Raw genomic sequence first — 23,163 nt, 5'->3', positions numbered from 1 at the left:
AATTTATTATGGATGAACAGATTATAAAAACAGAATATTCTGATGTGATGCAGAAATCATATATTGATTATGCGATGAGTGTAATCGTGGCAAGAGCCTTGCCGGATGTAAGAGACGGCTTAAAGCCTGTTCAGAGACGTACCCTGTATGATATGTATGAACTGGGGATTAAATATGACAAGCCATACCGTAAATGTGCCCGTATTGTGGGTGATACGATGGGTAAATATCACCCGCACGGTGATTCTTCCATCTACGATGCACTTGTTGTCATGTCGCAGGGCTTTAAAAAGGGGCTGCCTCTTGTGGACGGACACGGTAACTTTGGCTCTATCGAGGGAGATGGTGCGGCGGCGATGCGTTATACAGAAGCACGTCTTGAAAAAATTACGCAGGAAGCGTACCTTGCCGACTTGGACAAGGATATTGTAGATTTTGTGCCAAACTTTGACGAGACTGAGAAAGAGCCTGCTGTACTTCCGGTTAAGATACCGAACCTTTTGATAAACGGTGCAGATGGAATCGCAGTCGGTATGGCGACAAACATTCCTCCTCATAATCTGGCTGAGGTAATCGACGGTGTAAAAGCCTACATAGAAAATCCGAATATTACAACGGAAGGTCTGATGAAATACATCAAGGGACCTGACTTTCCGACAGGAGGACGCGTTGTCAATAAGGACGAGCTGCTTTCCATCTATGAGTGCGGTCAGGGAAAGATTAAAATACGAGGAAGCGTCAAGACAGAGACGGACAAAGGCGGAAAGAATAAGCTGGTTATAACAGAGATACCTTATCCGATGATAGGTGCAAATATCGGAAAGTTTTTAAATGATATCTGTACCCTCGTGGAGACAAAAAAGACAGGAGACATCATCGATATATCCAACCAGTCTTCCAAGGACGGAATTCGCATTGTTCTTGATTTGAAAAAGGCGGCGGATGTTGACAATCTCCTAAATATGCTCTACAAAAAGACAAAGCTTGAGGATACCTTCGGAGTCAATATGCTCGCGGTTGCAGACGGCAAGCCGGAGACGATGGGCTTGAAGGAGATTATTAAAAGAAACGTAAACTTCCAGATTGAGCTGACAACAAGAAAATATAAGACATTGCTTGCAAAGGAGCTGGATAAAAAAGAGATACAGGAAGGCTTGATTCAAGCGTGCGATGTAATTGATTTAATTATTGAAATACTGCGCGGAAGCAAAAATATCAAAGATGCAAAAGACTGTCTCATAACCGGTAATACAAAAAATATTACCTTTAAGACAAAAGCCTCAGAAAAAAATGCGAGCCAGTTGAGATTTACGGAGAGACAGGCAAGTGCCATTCTGGAAATGAGACTTTATAAGTTAATCGGTCTGGAAATAGAAGCTTTGATGAAGGAGCATGATACAACGCTTAAAAATATTGCAAAATATGAGGATATTTTAAGCAACCGCTCCACGATGCTATCCACGATTAAAAAGGGATTAGATGCGATTAAGAAGGAATACGGAACACCGAGAAAAACCGTGATTGAAAATGCTGCGGAGGCTGTCTATGAGGAGAAGAAGATAGAGGAGCAGGAGGTAGTATTTTTGATGGACCGCTTCGGTTATGCAAAGACGATTGATACAGCGGCGTTTGAACGAAACAAGGAAACGGTACTGAACGAAAACCGGTTTGTATTTTCCTGCATGAATACGGATAAAATATGTATTTTCACGGACAAGGGGATGCTGCACAGCCTGAAGGTTCTTGATTTGCCGTTTGGAAAGTTCAGGGACAAGGGAATTCCGATTGATAATATTTGCAATTACAACAGCAGTGAAGAAAATTTGATTTATGTATTGCCGCTTAGTGAGATAAAGGATAAAATGTTCCTCTTTACTACGAAAGCCGGTATGATGAAACAGGTTAGCGGTGAAGAATTTGATGTGGCAAAGAGAACGATTGCGGCGACAAAACTTTCAGACGGTGATGAATTAGTATCCATTGATATGATAGACGGCGTGCAAAACATTGTACTCCAGACCAATAAGGGTATATTCCTGCGTTTCTTGTCCAGCGAAATTCCGCAGAAGAAGCGTGGTGCGATTGGTGTCAGGGGCATTAAGCTTGCCAAGGACGATTTTGTAGAAGAAATATATAAATTTGATGAAAACACATCAATTCAGATAACTTATAAAGACAAAGAAATCTCGCTGAATCGGCTAAAGATTGCGGGCAGAGATACAAAAGGAACAAAGGCAAGAGTGTAAGATAACGGAATAATCGTAACAACAAAAATCCCACAGGAAAACTTTCCTGTGGGATTTCTGTTAATTCATCATCTTTGTCAAGCTTACGCTCCGGTTACTGATTGGTAATTAGGATTAAAGAGACTTACCAGCCATCTGTCTTTCCTGTTCCTCAATCATCTTCTTAACCATGTAACCACCTACTGAGCCGTTCTGTTTTGAAGTAAGGTTACCATTATAACCATCTGTTAATGGAACACCCAATTCGTTAGCTACTTCATACTTGAATTTGTTTAAAGCGCCTTTTGCTTCAGGTACTGATGCAGAATTACTTGAACTTGTCATAATAAAACCTCCGTTTCGCTTTCGTCTTATTTGGTAATATCAACACTGTGAGATACAGTACTAATATTGCCGACGAAAGTTCTTTGATTTGTTTTTACCTAACAAACTTTTTTGGATTTAATTTGTTAAGTGGTTACAGTGATATTATGTGCGATTATAACGGGAATAATCTAGAAGTTGTTGCATGTTTTGACAAAAAATGCCGGAAGTGAAAATTAAAAAAAACCCAAAAGATAGTTGTATGTTTTTGCGTATAATGGTAGGATATAAAAGCAAATACTTTTATGGAGGGTATGACATGGTAAATCAAGGAGTTAGCAAAACAGGTCAGGCGAAAGCGGTGCCGGACAGGGAAGGTTTGAGCGGCAGTACATTAAAACTGATAGCGATTGTAACGATGTTTATTGACCATATCGGAGCTGGAATATTAGAACAGCTGCCAGCTTATTATGATACGAATTCACCTATTTCCGATATAGATACTATATTGAGATTGATTGGAAGAATCGCATTTCCTATCTTTTGTTTTTTACTGGTGGAAGGCTTTTTACATACAAGTAATGTCAAGAAATATGCGATGAGACTATTTTTATTTGCTCTTATCTCAGAGATACCGTTTGACTTGGCATTCAAGCGCCAGATTTTGGAGATAACGTACCAAAATGTATTCTTTACTCTATTTATCGGCTTACTCACCTTAATGGCGGTGAAATATTTTGAAAATAATAAAGTACTTAGAATTTTATCCATGTTTGCCGGAATTGCGGTGGCAATTATTTTAAGAACTGACTATGCAGGCTTTGGAGTGGTATTTATTTTACTGTTATATGTCCTGCATGATAAAATCAAATGGAGAAATATTATCTGTTCCTTTGCAATCTTATGGGAGATTACCGCCCCGATTGCCTTTATTCCGATTACACTTTATAACGGAAAAAGAGGAATCAATCTGAAATATTTCTTTTACCTTTTCTATCCTGTGCATTTATTGCTTATTTATGCGGTGTCACAGCTACTAATATAATAGAAAAGAGAGTAAACGGAGGAAAAATATATGAAAAAGACTGTTATGTTCATTGCTGTTTGCTTGATGATAACCGGCTGCTCTTTTGAGACGAAGCAGAATACAGTTGAAACCATAGATGATTTGCCGGTTACCCAAGAGGAAGACACAGAAATTGTCACAGAAGAAGGAAATGAAACAGACAGCAGTGATGCTCCGGTACTTGAGGACATCATTGCTGATATCATAAAAGAAGAGCCGATTGAGAGAGATCCGATAGAATTCACGACAGAAACGATGGAAAACAGCTATCTGGACAAAAATGGTGAAGCCGTATCGCAGGTAAGAATTGATTATCCGGTAATTCAGAATACTTCCAAGGAGGAAGGAATTGATAAAATCAATGAATTTTTCAGAGAGGCAGCACAGGCATTATATGAGGAGAATGACACATATGCGGCAGACAATGCACAGGAGCTGGACGAAGAAACGGCTTCGGAGAATAGCACTGCCGATTTAGTGTACAGTGAATACAAGGTTAGCTTTGAGGTAACCTATAATAAAAACGGAATTCTTTCCATCCTTCAAAGCTTCAATGAGCGGTATTATGAAACAGGCGCGGAAAATTCTTATTCCACCGGATATGTTTTTCTGTTAAGTACGGGGCAGCGTCTGGCGATTGGAGATATTCTTGCAGGAACAGATGAGGAGATTGCCCAGTTGATCGGACAGGCATTTATGGCTTCGGAGCAGATAGAAGACAGAATAAAGAGCTATTATCAGGAGGAGATACTTGAGAATACTCAATATACTGAAGTTTATATGGATGATAAAAATATTAATTTTTTCTATAATCCAAACATGGTTATCCCTTATCAGGAAGGAACGCTTAAGGCTTACATTCCGTTAAAGACAGAAAATATATTTAAAATTGAATTTGAAGCAAAACCAGAAGATGGAAAAGAAGAATGAGGAGACTATGAGAGTAATAGCAGGAACAGCGAGAAGACATAATTTACAAACCGTTTCGGGAGACGCGACGAGACCGACAAGCGACAGAATCAAGGAAACACTATTTAATATGCTGAATCCTTATCTGGAAGGAGCGACGTTTCTGGATTTATTTGCAGGGAGCGGTCAAATCGGAATTGAAGCGCTCAGCAGAGGAGCGAAGGAAGCGGTTTTTGTAGAGAACGGCAGGGAAGCCGTTTCGGTTATCGAATATAATCTGGAACACACAAAATTAAAGAGCAATGCGCAGCTGATACCTTCCGATGTACTCACGGCACTGAGAAGGTTAGAGGGAAAATATGTGTTTGACTATATTTTTATGGACCCCCCTTATAATCAGTTATTGGAAAAACAGGTATTAGAATATTTGAAAAGTTCTTCCCTTATCGACAAGACAAGTGTTATAATTGTAGAAGCATCTTTGGAAACCCGGTTTGACTACGCGGAAGATTTAGGATTTCGAATTGTGCAGAGAAAAGAATATAAGACCAGCATGCATATCTTTCTTGAAATGCAGTGAAATTGGGAAAAGAGGTAAAGATGAACAGAGCAATTTATCCGGGTAGCTTTGATCCGGTTACCTATGGACATTTGGATATTATTAAAAGATCGGCAGATTTGTTCGGTGAGTTATATGTAGGAGTTTTGAATAACACGTCAAAAAGCCCGTTGTTTTCCGTGGAGGAACGTGTTAATATGTTAAAGGAGGCAACTGCGGATATTTCCAACATTAAGGTGGTATCGTACAGTGGGCTTTTAGTGGATTTTGTGAAGGAAGTAGAAGCATCTGTTGTGGTAAGGGGGTTGCGTGCCATCACAGACTTTGAATATGAATTGCAGTTAGCACAGACAAATCATGTACTATATCCGGAAGCGGATACCATGTTTTTGACGGCAAGGTTAGAATATTCTTACCTAAGTTCGACAACAGTGAGGGAAGTTGCAAGCTTTGGAGGGGATATTACCAAGTTTGTGCCGAAAAAAGTTGCGGAAAAAATGTATGAAAAATATGGAATTGATAAAAAATAATAAGGAGTGAAGTATTGTGAGCAGTAAAATTGAGCAGATTATTGAAGAGATAGAGGAATATATCAATGGCTGTAAATATCAGCCGTTATCCAATACAAAAATAATAGTAAATAAGGAAGAAATTGATGAACTCCTCACGGAACTGAGATTAAAGACACCTGATGAGATAAAGAGATATCAGAAGATTATTAACAACAAAGAAGCCATTTTGGCAGATGCGCAGGCAAGAGCTGATTCGATTATCGCGCAGGCTACCGTACATACAAACGAATTGATTAACGAGCATGAAATTATGCAGCAGGCGTATGCGCAGGCAAATGAGATTGTAATGATTGCAACCAACCAGGCGCAGGAAATTCTGGATAATGCAACAATTGATGCAAACAATATAAGACTTGGTGCGATACAGTATACCGATGATATGCTTGCAAATTTGCAGGGAATTATCAGTCATACTATCAATACAAGCACTGCAAAATATGAGAATCTTATGAAATCCTTACAGGATTGCTATGATATTGTAAATGCGAACCGGGTAGAGCTTGCCCCTCCGCAGGAAGAGGAAGCAGAGGAGATAGCGGAAGAGCTGCTGGAGCAGGAATAACGTATACATAATAAGTGTCGGAATCTTACTGTAAGATTTTGGCACTTTTTAAGCGGATAAGTCTGCTTTGCCAGATGGGAATTTCCTATCTGGTAAACAGGTAGACGGTACAGAGAACTGCGGTGATGCCCATGTTAAGTACCTTGGCAAACAGATAGCTTTTGATGGAGAGACCGGAGCCTTTTATCATACTCTGCGTCTGCGCAACGCAGGAAATTCCGCCAAAGGATACGCAGGAGAGTACGATGAGAAACTTTTTCTCAAAGGATAGGGCTGAGGAAGCAACAACCGAGATTCCATTTGTAATCTCAGTCAAGGAAATCAGCCAATATTTCAGAAAAGAATGAGCGGGCGGTAAATGAACGAGCATCTGAGACAGAATGGCAAATAATATAATATACCCGCCAAGCTTTGTGATTGTCTCAAAACCGTTCATAATGGCGTTATCAATCATTTTAAAGTCTGCATTGACATAGCAGCTGGAAAGAGAAAAGCGTTTTTCGTCTGAAAAAGAGTGACGGTAAAATAAAACACGTAACAAAACAGCACATAAAAGCGGTGAAGCATACAAAATAAGAAAGACAGGCTTTAACAGTGCGGAGCTTTGAAAGGTCTCGTACACAACATAGTTGATGATGAAAACAGGACTAACGTTGTTGCAAAACCCTAAGAGAAAGGTTCCTTCTGATTTGGAAATTTTTTGGTTGGTCACGAGGTCGGCTGTTACCTTAGCACCCATCGGATAGCCGCATAAAAAGCCGGTGATAACGGCATAGCTGCCTTCCCTGCTGATGCCGAACAAAAGCTTTAAGACAGGGGCAAAGAAAAATGTAATATAGGAAGCTGCATTGAAGGCAATAATAAGATTGGATAATATCATAAAAGGCAGAAGATTTGGGATAATGACATTAAACCAGAGAAGCAGGCCGCCCTTTGAGGCACTGACAGACTCAGACGGATATAAAAAAATAAAGAGGAATATACTGAGAATTATGAGAGTATAGATTGTTTTTTTCAAAGGAATGCTCTCTTAGTTTTTTACAATATATTAAAAAAACAAAAAGAATATGAATACGGAGGCAGGTTTGTATGAGCACGATCAAGACGATAGAAGAACTAGAACCAAAGGAATTTTATAAATATTTCAAGGAGATTTCGGCGATTCCGCGTGGCTCACGAAACACAAAAGGAATCAGCGATTACTGTGTGAGCTTTGCAAAGGCACATAATCTGGAATACATGCAGGATGCTTCAAACAATGTAATTATCATCAAAGAGGCAAGCGCAGGTTATGAGAATGTCCCTGCTGTCATCATCCAGGGACATTTAGATATGGTGTGCGAAAAAGAGCTGGACTATGAAATTGATTTTGAAAAAGAGGGTCTGACGCTTGAGCTTCATGACAATTTTTTGAGTGCGAAGGGCACGACGCTTGGAGCTGATGACGGTGTGGCGGTGGCATATTCGCTTGCATTGCTTGCGGATGAAAAACTGGCTCATCCAAGACTTGAAATTGTTTTGACGACGGATGAGGAAATTGGACTTTTGGGTGCGTCAGCGATTGATCTGTCCTCGCTGAAAGGAAAGTACTTAATCAACATTGATTCTGATGTGGAAGGAATGTTCCTTACATCCTGTGCAGGCGGTATGACTTCAGAATGTGAGCTTCCTGTGGAATATCATGAGGAGACGATGACAAAGTATACGGTGAAGGTGACAGGGCTTCAGGGCGGACATTCCGGTGCGGAGATTGACAAATACAGAGGAAATTCAAACAAGCTGATGGGACGCTTTTTATATTATTTAGGGAATGTGTTACATTATGGTGTTATCTCATTAAACGGTGGCTCAAAGGACAATGCAATTCCAAGAGAGACGGTTGCGGAGCTGTTTATCGAAGAGAAAGACTGCACTCTTTTAGAGGAGACGGTTGCAGAGTTTGACAAGATACTGAAAAATGAATTTGCGACAAACGATCCGGGTGCTGCGATGGCGGCGAAAAAGGATGGAGTTGCAACAGCAGATATGCTCACACCAAAGAGCAAGGAGTTTGTTCAGTTTATGCTTATGAATCTGCCAAACGGGGTGCAGAATATGAGCAGCGACATTAAGGGATTGGTACAGACCTCCCTGAATATGGGGATTTTAACGCTTGACAAGGAGAAATGCAAGATGACCTTCTCTGTCAGAAGCTCTGTCAATTCAGAAAAGCAGGCTCTTAGCAGCCAGCTTCAATATATCACAGAGTTTTTGGGCGGCGAATACAGTGTAAATGGTGAGTATCCGGCATGGCCTTACAAGAAGGACTCCAAACTGAGAGACTATATGGCAGGCAAATATGAGGAACAGTTTGGTGTAAAACCGCAGATTGAAGCCATTCATGCAGGGCTTGAATGCGGGCTGTTCTGTGAAAAAATAGAAGGCTTAGATGCGATTTCCCTTGGACCGGAGGTGTTTGACATCCATACGCCGAAAGAGAGAATGAATGTGCAGTCTGTGGAACGCTATTGGACATTCCTTCGAAAGGTTGTAACAGAGTTTGGACAAATGTAAGTATACCGGTTGTGACTGTTAAGGCACGAAACAGTTTACGACTAATTTTTATAAAAAGAGCATATATATAAATAATGGCACTTTTAGGTTGGATTGTGAAGTGATTTCTGGGATTTCAAATCGAAAATTAAAAGCCAAATATATTTATATATTAGTGCTCTTTTTGCTTCTTTGCTGTATCTATATCGTATCGCTTGAAAATATGCTTTACCGGATGACCGGTATTAAAAATCTGACGGAGCATGTGGAGGAGACGATGGAGTTTCGAAGCATGAATTTATCAGAGGGAGTATTGGAAAAAATAAAGGGGTGGGAAGGCGAGGAGAAGATAGAGCTTCCAAAGCTTCTCACTATCTTCATGCTAGACAACAACTTTGATTTGACCAACAGCGACTTTAAAACCTATGATATTGCAGAATATGAGGCAAGCTATTCCTATAAGGCAGGGAAAAGGCAGGCAGATCTTGAGAGACTTGTCGGCTTCTATGATATGATATGGTCCGATGTGGTATATTTTCCGGTACCCATGTCCAGCAAAAACGAAAAGGCGACAGTCAGTTTTGAGAATTCGTGGCTGGCAGAGAGAACCTACGGCGGTAAGCGTTTTCATGAAGGAACGGATATTATGGCAGGCATCAATGAAGCAGGACTTTATCCGGTTGTCAGTATGAGTGACGGTGTCGTGGAGAAGCTTGGCTGGCTGGAGAAGGGCGGCTGGCGTATCGGTGTCAGGACGCCGAAGGGCGCTTATCTATATTATGCTCATCTGGATTCCTATGCAGAAAATATAAAGGAAGGTGAGTCTGTCACAGCGGGCGAGTTTCTTGGCTATATGGGTAATTCAGGCTATGGAGAGGAAGGGACGACAGGGAATTTCGATGTTCACCTGCATGTAGGAATTTATATTGATACGGAGAATACGGGGGAGGAAAGCATCAATCCATACTGGATTTTGCGATATCTGGAGGATAAAAAATTAAGCTATTCCTATTGAAATGATTAAGAGTGACATGAAATTGTGGGTATGTTATAATGTCGATAGACATTATAACCCGGATGGGATGCTCTAAATTGCGAAGCAATTTATAATTAATTGATTGAATGAAAGGCATTAGGGAAGTAAAGGAGAGGGATTTATGGAAATACAATTGTGGAGAGAATTGCTAAATCCATATGAATTGGCGGTGAATGAACTGATACTCAAGTTCCGCCACTTGATTAAGGAACATAAAGAAAATGGACTTTATTCCCCGATTGAGCAGGTAACGGGAAGGGTAAAAACTATTTCGAGTATATTGGAAAAAATGCAGAAGAAAAAAATACCGTTTGAGGACCTTGAGGAAAAGGTTGAGGATATTGCGGGATTACGAATTATATGCCAGTTTGAGGAGGATATTTACCGTGTTGTGGAATTGATTGAAAACCGCAAGGACATGGAAATAAAGCTTGTAAAGGATTATCTGGACAATGTGAAGGAGAGCGGCTATCGCAGCTATCATCTGATTATTTTCTATGATGTGTATACGATAAACGGTACAAAAAGGCTGCAGGTAGAAATTCAAATTCGCACCCTTGCAATGGATTTTTGGGCGACAGTGGAGCATTCTCTTCAATACAAGTATAAGAAAAATATGCCCGAGCATATCAAGGAGAGACTGAGCAGTGCAGCAGATGCTGTGCGCGTGCTGGACAGTGAGATGTCGTCTGTGCGCAGTGAGATTATGGACGCCCAGAATTCTTTCCAGATTAAAGCGAATGTGGTGGCGGATATTTTAAACAACATCCAAAATTTATACAAGGTAGCAAATAAGAGGGAAGTCAGCAAAATTCAGGATGAATTTTATAAGATATATAAGACTGAGGATGTAGACCAGCTAAGACGTTTTAACAAGCAATTAGACATCATAGCCGAGGGATATCGGGCGCAGGCGATAACAAGAGATATAAGCTAATGATATTGGAGTAAATATGAGATTAGATAAATTTTTGGCAGAGGCAGGAGTCGGAAGCAGAAGTCAGGTAAAGCAGTATGTGAAAAAGGGACTTATCACGATTAACGGTGAGAAGGCAGACAAGCCTGAGCAAAAGCTTGACTTGGAAACAGATATTGTGGAATATAAAAAAACTCCTGTTCAATATACTGCTTTTGAATATTTTATGCTGAATAAGCCCCAAGGGGTGGTATCGGCAACGAAGGACAATGTATCAAAGACGGTAATCGAGCTGATTAAAGATAAAAAGCGGGCGGATTTGTTTCCCGTCGGAAGGCTTGACAAGGATACGGAAGGGCTTCTTATCATCACAAATGACGGAGTGCTCTCCCATGACATGCTTTCCCCTAGAAAGCACGTTGATAAGATGTATTATGCAAAGGTGGAGGGGCTTGTGACAGACGAGGACGTTAAACGGTTTTCCGAGGGGCTTGACATTCAGGATGAAAAGCCAACGATGCCGGCGCAGCTTGTCATAATCCAGGCGGGTGAGATTTCAGAGATTGAGCTTACGATACAGGAGGGACGCTTTCATCAGGTCAAGAGAATGTTTGAGGCGGTAGATAAAAAAGTAATATTTTTAAAAAGGATACAGATAGGCGGCTTACGGCTCGATGAAAAGCTAAAGCCGGGAGAATATAGAGAACTGACAAAAGAAGAGATTGAGTTGTTAAGGAGAACATAATGTTAGATAATGTAAAAGCGGTACTGTTTGATTTGGACGGTACCTTGATTGACTCCATGTCCGTGTGGAAAGAGATTGATATACAGTTTTTGGGAGGCTACGGAATTGAGCTTCCGGGTGATTTGCAAAACAGCATTGAAGGAATGAGCTTTACGGAGACGGCACAGTATTTTAAAAACCGTTTTCAGTTTAAAGAATCGGTTGAGGAGATTAAAGGCATCTGGAATCAGATGGCATATGAACACTACACGACCTGTGTGCAGCTGAAGGAAGGAGCGCTTGGCTTTCTTCAATACCTAAAAGAAAATAAAATCAAGACCGGTATCTCCACAAGCAATTCCAACGAGCTTGTGCAAGGAGTTCTAAAGGCGAAGCACATTGAGCATCTGTTCGATACCGTGACGACTGCGTGTGAAGTAAATGCAGGAAAGCCTTCCCCGGATATTTATCTGGCGACGGCAAAGCGCCTCCATGTAAGACCGGAGGACTGTCTTGTATTTGAGGACATCCCGATGGGGATTTTGGCAGGAAAAAATGCTAATATGAGAGTTTGTACGATATATGATGATTTTTCAAAGGATCAGGAAGTAAAAAAACGAAAGTTAGCGGATTATTACATAAATACATTTCAAGAAGTATTAGAAGGAACCTATGAGGTATTAGCAGATGAGTAAAGGGTTTTTGCCAATCAGCAGAGCTGATATGGAAAGCAGAGAAATAGAGCAGTTGGATTTTGTCTATGTGATAGGAGATGCCTATGTCGATCACCCATCCTTTGGGCATGCCATTGTAAGCCGTGTGCTGGAGGCAAACGGTTACACGGTGGGTATTATCTCACAGCCTGACTGGAAGGATAAAAACAGCATCAATATTTTGGGGGAGCCAAGGCTTGGCTTTCTTGTGAGCGCAGGAAATATGGATTCGATGGTAAATCATTATTCTGTTTCCAAGAAAAGACGTGTGACCGACGCTTTCACGCCCGGCGGTATCATGGGGAAAAGACCGGATAATGCAACGATTGTTTATTGTAATTTAATCAGACAGAGCTATAAAAGCAAGCCGATTATCGTGGGCGGTATTGAGGGAAGCTTACGCCGACTCGCACACTATGACTACTGGGCAAACAGTATGAAACGATCTCTGCTTTTGGATTCCGGGGCGGATTTGATTTTATACGGAATGGGAGAGCGCTCCATCGTAGAAATGGCGGATGCGTTAAACAGCGGACTTGATATCAAGGATGTCACATTTTTGGACGGAAGCGTCTATAAGACGAAGAGCAAGGAGAGCGTCTATGATGCGATTGAGCTTCCGGAGTATGCCGATTTATTAAAAAATAAAGAAAATTATGCGAAGAGCTTTTATATACAGTATACAAACACAGATCCCTTTACGGGAAAGCGGCTGATTGAAAAGTACAGCGACAGCTTGTATGTTGTGCAAAATCCCGCTTCCAAGCCTCTCACTGAGCAGGAGATGGACAGAACCTATTCCCTTCCTTATATGCGAACTTATCACCCAAGCTATGAGAAGCTTGGCGGTGTTCCGGCGATTGAGGAAGTGAAATTCAGTATTATAAGCAACCGAGGCTGCTTTGGCGGCTGTAATTTTTGTGCGCTGACCTTCCATCAGGGAAGAATCATTCAGGTGCGAAGTCATGAGTCCATTCTTTCAGAGGGAAATCAAATCGTCTGGGATAAGGATTTCAAGGGCTATATCCACGATGTAGGCGGACCGACGGCGAATTTCAGACATACGTCATGTGAGAAGCAGATGACGAAAGGTGTTTGTTCAAACAAGCAGTGCCTGTTTCCGAAGCCTTGCAATAATTTGAAGGTTGACCATAAAGATTATCTATCCTTACTTCGTGAGCTGCGCGAGCTTCCGAATGTGAAAAAGGTGTTTATCCGTTCGGGAATCCGCTTTGATTATTTAATCAACGATGAGAATAATGAGTTTTTTGAGGAACTTTGCGAACATCATGTAAGCGGACAGCTAAAGGTGGCACCGGAGCATGTTGCTGATGCGGTGCTGAGCAAGATGGGAAAACCGGAAAACAGCGTCTATGAAAAGTTTTTAAAGAAATTTAAGCAGACAAATGAAAAGCTTGGAAAAAAACAGTTTGTCGTGCCGTACTTAATGTCCTCTCATCCGGGTTCAACGATGAAGGAGGCAGTACGTCTCGCAGAATATTTGAGAGACTTGGGCTATATGCCGGAGCAGGTGCAGGACTTTTATCCCACTCCGTCCACGATATCGACTTGTATGTATTACACAGGTTTGGATCCAAGGACAATGGAAAAGGTGTATGTGCCGACCAATCCCCATGAAAAGGCAATGCAGAGGGCACTCATTCAATACCGTAATCCGAAAAACTATGATTTGGTCGTGGAGGCGCTGACGCTTGCAAAACGAACCGATTTAATCGGTTTTGATAAAAAGTGCCTGATCAGACCGAAAAAGAGTGAAAAATCCTATCAAGGAGCAGCCAGAAAGCAGGAAGAGAAAAAGCCTGTGAAAAAGAAAACCATTCGAAATGTCCACAAGAAAAAGGGAAGATAACAGATGGCAGAAATGAAAATCGCAGTTGTGACCGGAGCCTCGTCAGGACTTGGAAGAGAGTTTGTGAAACAGCTTGATAAGAAAGATGATATTGAAGAGATATGGGTCATTGCCAGACGAGAAAAAAGACTAAAGAGCCTGAAAGAAAAGACGAAAAAGCCGGTAAAAATCATTGCGATGGATTTGTCGGCAGAGGAGCAGATTGAGGAATTAAGAGGGCTGCTGAAGGCAGAAAATCCCGATATCAGAGTGCTTGTCAACAGTGCCGGATATGGCATACGCAAAGATTTTGCTGAGGCGGCGTATGAGGAAGAGGTAGGAATGGTTGAGATAAACTGCAAAAGTTTGACAAAGCTCACCTACCTGTGCATCCCTTATATGCGTGAAGGCAGCAGGATATTGCAGATTGCCTCCGCAGCGGCATTTCTTCCGCAAGCGGGCTTTGCGGTTTACTCAGCGAGTAAGGCTTATGTGTTAAGCTTTTCAAGGGCTTTAAACCGAGAACTAAAAGAACGGAAAATTACAGTGACGGCAGTTTGTCCCGGACCGGTGGATACCGAGTTTTTTGCGATATCGGATGCAGGAGGGAAAATGCCGGCATATAAAACACTTTTTCTTGCAAAATCGGATCAGGTTGTGAAAAAGGCATTAAAGGACTCGGCTCGTAAAAGGAGTATTTCGATATATGGTATTTCTATCAGGCTTTTAAGGCTGATGGCACGTTTTTTATAAACAGGAATTTGAATTTCCTAATCAAGTGAGGTAACCATGCAAAATATAGTTGTGAAGCAAAATGAAGCGGGACAGAGGTTGGATAAGCTGTTGGCGAAGTACATGAACAAGGCGCCAAAGAGCTTTTTCTACAAAATGCTTCGAAAAAAGAATATTACATTGAACGGAAAAAAGGCAGACGGCAGTGAAAAGCTGCAAGAAGGCGACGAAGTTAAGCTGTTTCTGGCGGACGAGACAATTGAAAAATTCTCGGAGCAGAGGACAGTCAAGGTGCAAAGACCTGATATAAGGCTGGATATTATTTATGAGAATGAGCACGTACTGATGATTAACAAGCCTGTCGGAATGCTGTCGCAAAAAGCGAAGCCTTCCGATGTATCCTTGAATGAATTTATTCTTTCCTATCTGCTTGATACAAAGAAAATCACGCAGGAGGAGCTAAAGACTTTTCGCCCGGCAGTCTGCAACCGTCTGGACCGAAATACAAGCGGCATTGTCATAGCTGGAAAAACGCTTGCAGGCTTACAGGAAATGTCAAGGCTTTTGCAGAGCAGGGAGCTTCACAAGTATTACCGCTGTATCGTAAACGGAGTGATTCGGGAAAAGCAGCTGATTGAAGGCTGGCTGTATAAAAATGAAAAGACAAACAAGGTTACGATAGAAAAAAAGGAGAGAGAAGGTTCTTCCTACATCAAAACGGAATATACGCCGATTGCCTGCGGCGAGGATGTTACCCTTTTGGAGGTCAAGCTTCTGACCGGACGTTCCCATCAGATACGCGCCCATCTTGCTTCTGTGGGACATAGTATCATCGGCGATTATAAATACGGAGAGCGTTTTGTAAACGATGCATATAAAAAGAAATATAAGGTAGCGTCACAGCTTCTTCACTCTTACAGGCTAGAGCTTCCTGTTATGAAGGAGCCATTTCTGGAACTGTCCGAGATGGTCATTGTTGCCAAGCCGCCGGAAATTTACAGTGTGATACAGAAGGAACGGCTGAGGGAAATTTTCTCGGATAACAGCTTATTATAAATGAGGCAGGAGGGGTATCATGTTTTCATATCGGATATTGGAATGGATCTTATTTTTTTACATATATTGTGTGTTTGGCTGGGTATTTGAATCTACCTATGTTTCATTAAAATCAAAGAAACCTGTAAACCGGGGCTTTCTAAAAGGGCCAATGATACCAATCTATGGCGAGGGCGCTATTATGATGCTCATTGCAACCTATCCTGTCCGCGGACATATTGTGCTTGAATTTGTAATGGGTATGGTGGGTGCCACCTTGCTTGAATATGTGGTGGGTGCCTTGATGGAAACGGTATTTAAGGTAAAGTATTGGGATTACAGTAACCAGCGGTTTCATATCAAAGGATATATTTGTCTGAGCAGTACGATTTGCTGGGGCTTCCTGTCAGTACTCATGGCGGAGGTCATTCATCTGCCGATTGAACGTGCGGTGCTTTCGATGAATGAGACAGTATTATTTGTTGCTGTTTTTGTAATTACCGTAATATTCATGATTGATGCTGCAACTTCTGCAAAGGATGCATGGGATTTGCGTATTGTGCTTATCGCACTCACAAAGGCGAAAGAGGAAATTGCCTCCTTGCAGCACCAGATTAAGGAGAAGAAGGATGCAATTGCAGAACAGCTCAGTGATACAAAGGAGTACATAGCAGAGCAGCTTAGTGATACAAAAGAGCACATAGCTGGGCAGCTAAGTGACACAAAGGTGCATATAGCAGAGCAGCTCGCAGACAAGAAGGGGGAGCTTGCAGAGGATATCCATGCAACAAAGGAATATGTGATGCAGTCTATAAAAGGAAATATAAGCTTGCCGGAGATGGATAAATTGAAAGGAAAGCTCGAGGAGGAGCTGGGCAGATACCAGTCCTTAGTTGAAAAAGTAAGTTTTTCATCCGGTCGGCTGCTGAGACGTAATCCGGGTGCTACCTCAAAGAGATTTTATGAGGCACTTGAAAACGTAAAAGAAGCAGTGGAGTCAAAAAGAAAGAAAAAATAGCAGCTGTTCAGTACCTACAATATAAAGAAATGGTGATAATATGCCGTCTTGGAACTCAAGAGGATTAAGGGGTTCAACTTTTGAAGAACTCATAAACAGAACAATAGAAAAATACAGAGAGTCGGGACTTTGTCTGATACAAAAAATACCGACGCCGATTACGCCAATCAAAATTGACAAGGAGAATCGCCATATTACACTTGCCTATTTTGAGCAGAAAAGTACCGTTGACTATATCGGAGCGGTGCAGGGGATACCGGTCTGCTTTGATGCGAAGGAATGTGTAAAGGACACCTTTGCTCTGCAAAATATCCATGAACATCAGGTGAACTTTATGGAGGAGTTTGAAAGGCAGGGGGGACTTTCTTTCATTCTCATTTATTTTTCGGCGAGAGAGGAGTTTTATTACTTAACCTATGAAAAGCTAAAGGAATTTTGGGAGCGGAGTGAAAATGGAGGCAGGAAAAGCTTTCGATATGAAGAACTGGACCCACAATTCATATTTTTCGGAGGTAACGGTGTTTTAGTTCCTTTTTTAGAAACGATGCAAAAAGATTTGGATCTCAGGGATTGACAATAATGGTACAATGAATTATAATATTTCAAATTGCTAATATGGTAGCATGATATCACGTTAATGCGATAAAGTGAAAGCTTTATACTATATAATTCATAACAAATGATGCTGTTTACAGCTTCATCTTGTTGGAAAAACAGATTTGAGATAGGAAGGATATGTCTATGATGAAAAAGCTATTACATACGCCGGAGGGTGTAAGGGATATTTATAATTCAGAGTGTGAAAAAAAGCTATTTTTGCAGGAAAACCTGCATCGACAGTTTCATCGGTATGGCTATAAGGATATTCAGACCCCAACCTTTGAATTCTTTGATATTTTCAGCAGGGAAATCGGGACAATTCCTTCCAAGGACTTGTATAAATTTTTTGACAGAGAGGGAAATACCCTTGTATTACGGCCGGATTTTACACCTTCGATTGCAAGATGTGCGGCAAAATACTATATGAATGAGGATATGCCGCTTCGTTTCTGTTATGCGGGAAATACGTTTATCAACAATTCTGAATATCAGGGAAAGCTAAAGGAATCAACCCAGATGGGAGCCGAATTGATTGGAGACAATACGGTGGATGCCGATGCGGAAATGATAGCGTTGGTCATTCAATCACTTTTGGAAGCAGGTCTTAAGGATTTTCAGGTTGAGGTTGGACAGGTGGACTTTTTCAAAGGTATTCTTGCAGGAGCAGGCATTGAGGAGGAAACAGAGCAGACACTCAGAGAGCTGATTTCTATTAAAAACTATTTCGGAGTTGAGGAATTAGTGTCAGGATTGTCTGTGAAAGAGGAAGTAAAAGCTGTGCTCTTAAAGCTTCCGACTTTGTTTGGCTCCATTGATATCCTAAAGGAAGCAAAGGGACTTGCAGAAAATGTTGAGTCTATACAGGCGGTTGAGAGACTTGAGAAATTATATGAGGTACTTTCTATCTACGGCTTGGAACAGTATATCTCCTTTGATTTGGGAATGCTAAGCAAATATAATTATTACACCGGAATTATTTTCAAAGCTTATACATACGGAACCGGCGAGGAAATCGCAAAGGGCGGACGCTATAACGAATTGCTCACCTGGTTTGGAAAGGAAGCACCTTCGATTGGCTTTGTTATCATGCTGGATACCCTAATGTCTGCGTTGATGCGGCAAAATATTGATATCCCTGTCAAGCATGTGAACACGGTGCTTTTATACAAAGAGGCACAGCAAAAGCCTGCGATTGAGCTTGCTCTTCACTTGAGGGCAAACAATGAAAACGTAGAGCTTATATGTATGGCGGACGATAAGACAAAGAAAGACTATGTGGAATACGGAAGACGAAATCAGAATGCGGTCATAATGGTAATGGAGAGCGACGAGGAAGTCAGTATTATTGATTTGGAGGCAAAGGAGATTTAAAGAATGAGATATATAACGATTGCTCTTGCAAAAGGGCGTTTAGCAAAAACTACTTTAGCCATGTTTGAACAAATCGGCATTACCTGTGAGGAGATGAAGGATAAGGATTCCAGAAAGCTGATTTTTGTAAATGAAGAGCTGAAGCTTAAATTTTTCTTAGCGAAGGCTCCTGACGTTCCGACCTATGTGGAGTACGGCGCAGCCGATATCGGTGTTGTCGGCAAGGATACCATTTTGGAAGAAGGAAGACGTCTCTTTGAGGTCCTTGATTTAGGCTTTGGAAAATGTAAAATGTGTGTGGCAGGACCAAAATCTGCAAATGATTTATTACAGCATCATGACCTGATTCGAGTAGCAACAAAGTATCCGAATATTGCAAAGGACTATTTTTATAATAAAAAGCACCAAACGGTGGAAATTATAAAGTTAAACGGCTCTATTGAACTGGCACCGATTGTAGGCTTAGCCGAGGTTATCGTGGATATTGTGGAGACAGGCTCAACACTTCGGGAAAACGGCTTGGATGTGCTGGAGGAAATCTGCCCGCTCTCTGCCAGAATGGTAGTCAATCAGGTAAGCATGAAGATGGAAAACGAGAGAATTACAAAGCTGATTACAGATTTGCGTGGACTCTTATAAAAGGACAGGAGGATTGCTATGAAAACGATAAGGATAGATGAGAATACAAAAAAAAGCTTGTTGGAGGATTTACTGAAAAGAAGTCCGAACAACTATGATGAATATACAGAGGCAGTAAACGAGGTAATCCAGAACGTAAAGACCAAACGGGATGCGGCGGTATTTGAATATACGAAGCGTTTTGACGGAGTGGAAATAAATGCGGGAAATATCCGTGTTACCGAGGAGGAAATCAAGGAAGCTTATGAGGCAGTTGACAGCGGTTTGCTTGATGTAATCCGAAAAGCATTGGTAAACATTGAAAGCTATCACGCAAAGCAGCGGCAGACAAGCTGGTTTGATAGCACGCCAAACGGCGTTATTCTCGGACAGAAGGTGACTGCGCTTGAAAAGGTCGGCGTTTATGTGCCCGGAGGAAAGGCGGTTTACCCGTCCTCTGTACTGATGAATGTTATGCCTGCAAAGGTGGCAGGTGTACCCAAGATTATTATGACGACACCTCCGGGTAAGGACGGCAAGGTAAATCCGTCCACCTTAGTTGCGGCAAAGGAAGCCGGGGTAGATGAGATATATAAGGTTGGAGGTGCGCAGGCAGTTGCGGCGCTTGCTTTTGGTACCGAGAGTGTACCGAAGGTAGATAAAATCGTAGGCCCGGGCAATATCTATGTTGCATTGGCAAAAAAAGCAGTATTTGGCTATGTGAGCATCGATTCTGTTGCCGGACCGAGTGAAATATTAGTGCTTGCAGATGAGACGGCAAATCCTAGATTTGTGGCGGCAGATTTATTGTCGCAGGCAGAGCATGATGAGCTTGCCTCCGCCGTGTTGGTTACGACAAGTGAGGAATTGGCTCGTAACGTATCAAAGGAAGTGGATGATTTTGTAGCCGTTTTATCCAGAAAAGACATATTGGAAAAATCGCTTGAAAATTATGGATATATTCTTTTGGTGAAGGATTTGGAAGAAGGAATTGATGTGGCGAATGAGATTGCGTCGGAGCACTTGGAAATTATGACGAAAGATCCGTTTACCGTTATGACCAAAATTCAAAACGCTGGAGCTATCTTTATCGGAGAATACAGCTCAGAGCCGCTTGGGGACTATTTTGCAGGGCCTAATCACGTATTGCCGACAAACGGAACGGCTAAATTCTTTTCGCCACTAAGCGTGGATGACTTTATTAAGAAATCCAGTATTATTTCGTATTCCAAGGAGGCACTTGAACCTATCCACAAGGATATCATTCAGTTTGCCGAGGCAGAGCAGCTGACGGCTCATGCCAATTCCATCAAGGTGAGATTTGAGTAGGAGGAACAAAGAATGGACCGCAAAGGGCTAGTGAAGAGAAAGACTAAGGAAACAGATATTGATTTGGAATTGAATTTGGACGGTGTGGGTGTCTCAAGTGTGGAGACTGGTATCGGCTTTTTTGACCATATGCTGGACGGCTTTGCAAGACACGGGTTGTTTGACCTTTCGGTATCTGTCACAGGAGATTTGGCGGTGGATTGCCACCATACGATAGAGGATACCGGAATTGTGCTTGGAACGGCGATTAAGGAGGCTGTGGGCGATAAAAAAGGGATAAAGCGTTATGGAAGCTGTATCCTGCCTATGGATGAAACCTTAGTGCTCTGTGCCATTGATTTGTCGGGAAGACCTTACCTTGTATTTGACGGGGAATTTACCACGGACAGAGTCGGCTATATGGACACCGAAATGGTAAAAGAGTTTTTCTATGCCATATCCTACAGTGCCGGAATGAATTTACACATCAAGGTATTGTCCGGAACGAACAACCATCATATCATTGAGGCGATGTTTAAGGCATTTGCAAAGGCACTTGATGAAGCAACCCTGATGGATGCGAGAATCAAAGACGTATTATCGACAAAGGGCAGCTTATAAGAGGAATTGTTCAGTACTCATAAGGAGACAAAAGCATGTTGAAAAAAATAATAGCCTGCCTGTATTTAAAAGATGGCAAGGCAGTGAAAAATAGAAATAGCAGTGAAGTGATCAGCCAGGAGCCGGTTTCCCTTGCAAAATATTACAGCGACAACGGAGCCGATGAAATCATGGTCTTTGATTTGTCGAATACGGATGAAGAGCACGAGCTGTCTATCGGCTTGATCAAGGAAATCGGAAGAGTTATTGAAGTTCCGATGATAGCCGGAGGAAATGTAAAACGCGTGGAGGATGTAAAAAAACTGCTTTACGCGGGAGCAGCGAAAGCGTTGCTTAATTATTCCAAAGCGGGAAATATAGCGCTCACCGAGGAAGTATCAAAGCGTTTTGGCAAAGAAAAAATAGCGGTCTCGATCAGTGCGAAGGAACAACTTCAGGAGAATAAAGCATTGGTGGAGGAGTTTGCTTCCAATATCGTAACCGTGGAGGAGCTTGCACTGGATAAGCTTGGAATAGTAGAAAATAATCCGATTATTCCAATTATTGACACAATTGATTTGGGGCGAATCATCAAAACTCTTTATCTCGAAGGGATAGAGGGGATTGGCGGAGAACTTCTAAACAGTACGGAGACTGATTTGATCAGCATAAAATCTGCCTGTAAGGCGGCGGATATCCTGGTGGATTTGTTTGTGAGTGAGATGAAATGGTCAGAGTTTAAATTAAATTCTGACGGTATGATACCGGTTATCGTGCAGGATTATAAGACAGAAGAAGTGCTGATGCTGGCGTATATGAATGAGGAGGCATTTGAAAAGACGATTGAGACGGGCAAGATGACATACTTTAGCCGAAGCCGAAATGAGCTATGGGTGAAAGGCTTGACTTCCGGTCATTTTCAGTATGTGAAATCCTTAACAATGGATTGCGACAACGATACAATGCTCGCCAAGGTATCTCAGATAGGAGCGGCATGTCATACGGGAAGCCGCACCTGTTTCTTTAACAAGGTAGTGGAAAAAGAATACAGTGAGACAAACCCGCTGAAGGTGTTTGAGGAAGTATATGACGTAATCGCGGACAGAAAGAAAAATCCGAAGGAAGGCTCTTACACAAATTACTTATTTGACAAGGGAATTGATAAGATTTTGAAAAAAGTAGGTGAGGAAGCGACGGAGATTGTCATTGCGGCAAAGAATCCGGATGCGGAGGAGATCAAGTATGAAATGTCGGACTTTTTATACCATGCAATGGTGCTTATGGTAGAAAAGGGTGTGACGTGGGAGGATATTACAAGGGAACTGGCGAAGCGGTAGAGGTGACGGCATGGAAAAAAGAAACCGATTAATTGATGAAATGATTGCCTACTATGAAGGAGATCCAAAGAGAATTCAGCATTTTATGAAAGTATATGGGTTTGCCTCGGTGATAGGTGAAATGGAAGAGCTTGACGCGGAGACGCTTGAAATTTTAAAGATAGCAGCGATTGTGCATGATATCGGAATCCGCTATTGTGAAAGAGAATTTGGAGCATGCAACGGAAAGCTTCAAGAACAGTACGGTCCCCCAATTGCAAAGGAGATGCTAAATCGGCTTGGCTTTGAGGAAAAGTTGACGGAGCGTGTCTGCTATCTGATTAGCAGGCATCATACCTACACGGATATAGACGGAATGGATTATCAAATATTGGTTGAGGCGGATTTTCTTGTGAATCTGTATGAGGATGAAATAGGCAAAGCCGGAGTAGAAAGTGCCTACAATAAGATATTTCGGACAGAGACAGGAAAAAGACTGTGTAGAAATATGTTTGCACAATAAATAATTTCCATATAGCATGTCATAATACAAAAAATGGCAGCATATAATATAGTAA

The 23,163-nt window shown here is 41.7% G+C and carries 24 protein-coding genes; 22 read left to right on the top strand and 2 right to left on the bottom strand.

What is annotated here, in order from left to right:
- Positions 1 to 8 precede the first annotated feature (8 nt).
- A complete protein-coding gene (locus CTY48_RS09535) occupies positions 9 to 2,246 on the top strand; it encodes a DNA gyrase/topoisomerase IV subunit A (RefSeq protein ID WP_099468270.1) in 2,238 nt (745 codons plus the stop codon).
- Between the two features lie 114 nt (positions 2,247 to 2,360).
- On the opposite strand, the gene CTY48_RS09530 is transcribed toward CTY48_RS09535, so the two are convergent.
- Positions 2,361 to 2,573, bottom strand: a complete 213-nt coding sequence (locus CTY48_RS09530) for a small, acid-soluble spore protein, alpha/beta type (RefSeq protein WP_099468269.1) — start codon at positions 2,571 to 2,573, stop codon at positions 2,361 to 2,363.
- Positions 2,574 to 2,868: 295 nt separating this feature from the next.
- Here CTY48_RS09530 and CTY48_RS09525 point away from each other — a divergent pair, with 295 nt between their 5' ends.
- From CTY48_RS09525 to CTY48_RS09505, 5 genes are read left to right on the top strand one after another with little or no spacing between them, the layout of a single operon-like run.
- Entirely contained in the window at positions 2,869 to 3,594 is a 726-nt protein-coding gene (locus tag CTY48_RS09525) for a TraX family protein (RefSeq protein ID WP_099468268.1), read from the top strand.
- Positions 3,595 to 3,624: 30 nt separating this feature from the next.
- Positions 3,625 to 4,545, top strand: a complete 921-nt coding sequence (locus CTY48_RS09520) for a PdaC/SigV domain-containing protein (protein WP_099468267.1) — start codon at positions 3,625 to 3,627, stop codon at positions 4,543 to 4,545.
- Positions 4,546 to 4,552: 7 nt separating this feature from the next.
- The gene (rsmD, locus tag CTY48_RS09515) at positions 4,553 to 5,104 is read left to right on the top strand and encodes a 16S rRNA (guanine(966)-N(2))-methyltransferase RsmD (RefSeq protein WP_236354868.1); all 552 of its coding nucleotides are present in this window, start codon (positions 4,553 to 4,555) and stop codon (positions 5,102 to 5,104) included.
- A 20-nt stretch (positions 5,105 to 5,124) separates the two neighbouring features.
- Complete coding sequence (gene coaD, locus CTY48_RS09510) at positions 5,125 to 5,613, top strand: pantetheine-phosphate adenylyltransferase (protein WP_099468265.1); 489 nt, start codon at positions 5,125 to 5,127, stop codon at positions 5,611 to 5,613.
- Positions 5,614 to 5,629: 16 nt separating this feature from the next.
- Positions 5,630 to 6,217, top strand: coding sequence for an ATPase (locus CTY48_RS09505; protein ID WP_099468264.1), 588 nt, complete (start codon positions 5,630 to 5,632; stop codon positions 6,215 to 6,217).
- Positions 6,218 to 6,302: 85 nt separating this feature from the next.
- Here the strand turns inward: CTY48_RS09505 and CTY48_RS09500 are convergent, their stop codons facing one another.
- Entirely contained in the window at positions 6,303 to 7,235 is a 933-nt protein-coding gene (locus tag CTY48_RS09500) for a transporter (RefSeq protein WP_099468263.1), read from the bottom strand.
- 71 nt (positions 7,236 to 7,306) lie between these two features.
- Between CTY48_RS09500 and CTY48_RS09495 the strand changes: the two genes are divergently transcribed.
- From CTY48_RS09495 to CTY48_RS09420, 16 genes are all read left to right on the top strand, one after another.
- On the top strand, positions 7,307 to 8,770 hold the full coding sequence (locus CTY48_RS09495; protein ID WP_099468262.1) for an aminoacyl-histidine dipeptidase: 1,464 nt from the start codon (positions 7,307 to 7,309) through the stop codon (positions 8,768 to 8,770).
- 100 nt (positions 8,771 to 8,870) lie between these two features.
- A complete protein-coding gene (locus tag CTY48_RS09490; RefSeq protein ID WP_236354867.1) occupies positions 8,871 to 9,764 on the top strand; it encodes a M23 family metallopeptidase in 894 nt (297 codons plus the stop codon).
- Between the two features lie 142 nt (positions 9,765 to 9,906).
- Positions 9,907 to 10,722 carry a GTP pyrophosphokinase gene (locus CTY48_RS09485; protein ID WP_099468261.1) on the top strand — a complete coding sequence of 272 codons (816 nt, stop codon included), beginning with the start codon at positions 9,907 to 9,909 and terminating at the stop codon, positions 10,720 to 10,722.
- Between the two features lie 16 nt (positions 10,723 to 10,738).
- Positions 10,739 to 11,446: a pseudouridine synthase gene (locus tag CTY48_RS09480; protein ID WP_099468260.1), complete on the top strand. Its 708-nt coding sequence runs from the start codon at positions 10,739 to 10,741 to the stop codon at positions 11,444 to 11,446.
- On the top strand, positions 11,446 to 12,120 hold the full coding sequence (locus tag CTY48_RS09475) for an HAD family hydrolase (RefSeq protein ID WP_099468259.1): 675 nt from the start codon (positions 11,446 to 11,448) through the stop codon (positions 12,118 to 12,120). Before CTY48_RS09480 ends, CTY48_RS09475 begins: the two co-directional genes overlap by 1 nt.
- Positions 12,113 to 14,008 (top strand): YgiQ family radical SAM protein, encoded by a 1,896-nt coding sequence (locus CTY48_RS09470; protein ID WP_099468258.1) that lies wholly within the window; start codon positions 12,113 to 12,115, stop codon positions 14,006 to 14,008. Before CTY48_RS09475 ends, CTY48_RS09470 begins: the two co-directional genes overlap by 8 nt.
- Positions 14,009 to 14,011: 3 nt before the next feature.
- Positions 14,012 to 14,740, top strand: a complete 729-nt coding sequence (locus tag CTY48_RS09465; protein ID WP_236354864.1) for an SDR family NAD(P)-dependent oxidoreductase — start codon at positions 14,012 to 14,014, stop codon at positions 14,738 to 14,740.
- Between the two features lie 36 nt (positions 14,741 to 14,776).
- Entirely contained in the window at positions 14,777 to 15,775 is a 999-nt protein-coding gene (locus CTY48_RS09460; RefSeq protein ID WP_099468257.1) for an RluA family pseudouridine synthase, read from the top strand.
- Between the two features lie 19 nt (positions 15,776 to 15,794).
- Positions 15,795 to 16,772 carry a putative ABC transporter permease gene (locus CTY48_RS09455; protein ID WP_099468256.1) on the top strand — a complete coding sequence of 326 codons (978 nt, stop codon included), beginning with the start codon at positions 15,795 to 15,797 and terminating at the stop codon, positions 16,770 to 16,772.
- A gap of 40 nt (positions 16,773 to 16,812) precedes the next feature.
- Entirely contained in the window at positions 16,813 to 17,346 is a 534-nt protein-coding gene (locus CTY48_RS09450) for a Holliday junction resolvase RecU (RefSeq protein WP_099468255.1), read from the top strand.
- 167 nt (positions 17,347 to 17,513) lie between these two features.
- Positions 17,514 to 18,743, top strand: coding sequence for an ATP phosphoribosyltransferase regulatory subunit (gene hisZ, locus CTY48_RS09445; RefSeq protein WP_099468254.1), 1,230 nt, complete (start codon positions 17,514 to 17,516; stop codon positions 18,741 to 18,743).
- Positions 18,744 to 18,746: 3 nt separating this feature from the next.
- The gene (hisG, locus tag CTY48_RS09440; protein ID WP_099468253.1) at positions 18,747 to 19,382 is read left to right on the top strand and encodes an ATP phosphoribosyltransferase; all 636 of its coding nucleotides are present in this window, start codon (positions 18,747 to 18,749) and stop codon (positions 19,380 to 19,382) included.
- A gap of 18 nt (positions 19,383 to 19,400) precedes the next feature.
- On the top strand, positions 19,401 to 20,690 hold the full coding sequence (gene hisD / locus CTY48_RS09435; protein WP_099468252.1) for a histidinol dehydrogenase: 1,290 nt from the start codon (positions 19,401 to 19,403) through the stop codon (positions 20,688 to 20,690).
- 12 nt (positions 20,691 to 20,702) lie between these two features.
- Complete coding sequence (hisB, locus tag CTY48_RS09430; protein ID WP_099468251.1) at positions 20,703 to 21,290, top strand: imidazoleglycerol-phosphate dehydratase HisB; 588 nt, start codon at positions 20,703 to 20,705, stop codon at positions 21,288 to 21,290.
- A 35-nt stretch (positions 21,291 to 21,325) separates the two neighbouring features.
- Positions 21,326 to 22,606 carry a bifunctional phosphoribosyl-AMP cyclohydrolase/phosphoribosyl-ATP diphosphatase HisIE gene (gene hisIE / locus CTY48_RS09425; protein WP_099468250.1) on the top strand — a complete coding sequence of 427 codons (1,281 nt, stop codon included), beginning with the start codon at positions 21,326 to 21,328 and terminating at the stop codon, positions 22,604 to 22,606.
- Between the two features lie 10 nt (positions 22,607 to 22,616).
- Positions 22,617 to 23,108 (top strand): HD domain-containing protein, encoded by a 492-nt coding sequence (locus CTY48_RS09420; protein ID WP_099468249.1) that lies wholly within the window; start codon positions 22,617 to 22,619, stop codon positions 23,106 to 23,108.
- The last annotated feature ends 55 nt before the right edge of the window (positions 23,109 to 23,163 follow it).

It is taken from the genome of Konateibacter massiliensis (assembly GCF_900184995.1).
In the GTDB taxonomy this organism is placed as follows: domain Bacteria; phylum Bacillota; class Clostridia; order Lachnospirales; family Lachnospiraceae; genus Lachnotalea; species Lachnotalea massiliensis.
The sequence above is the reverse complement of the archived record's forward strand: the minus strand, read 5'-3'. Positions and strand labels throughout refer to the sequence as shown.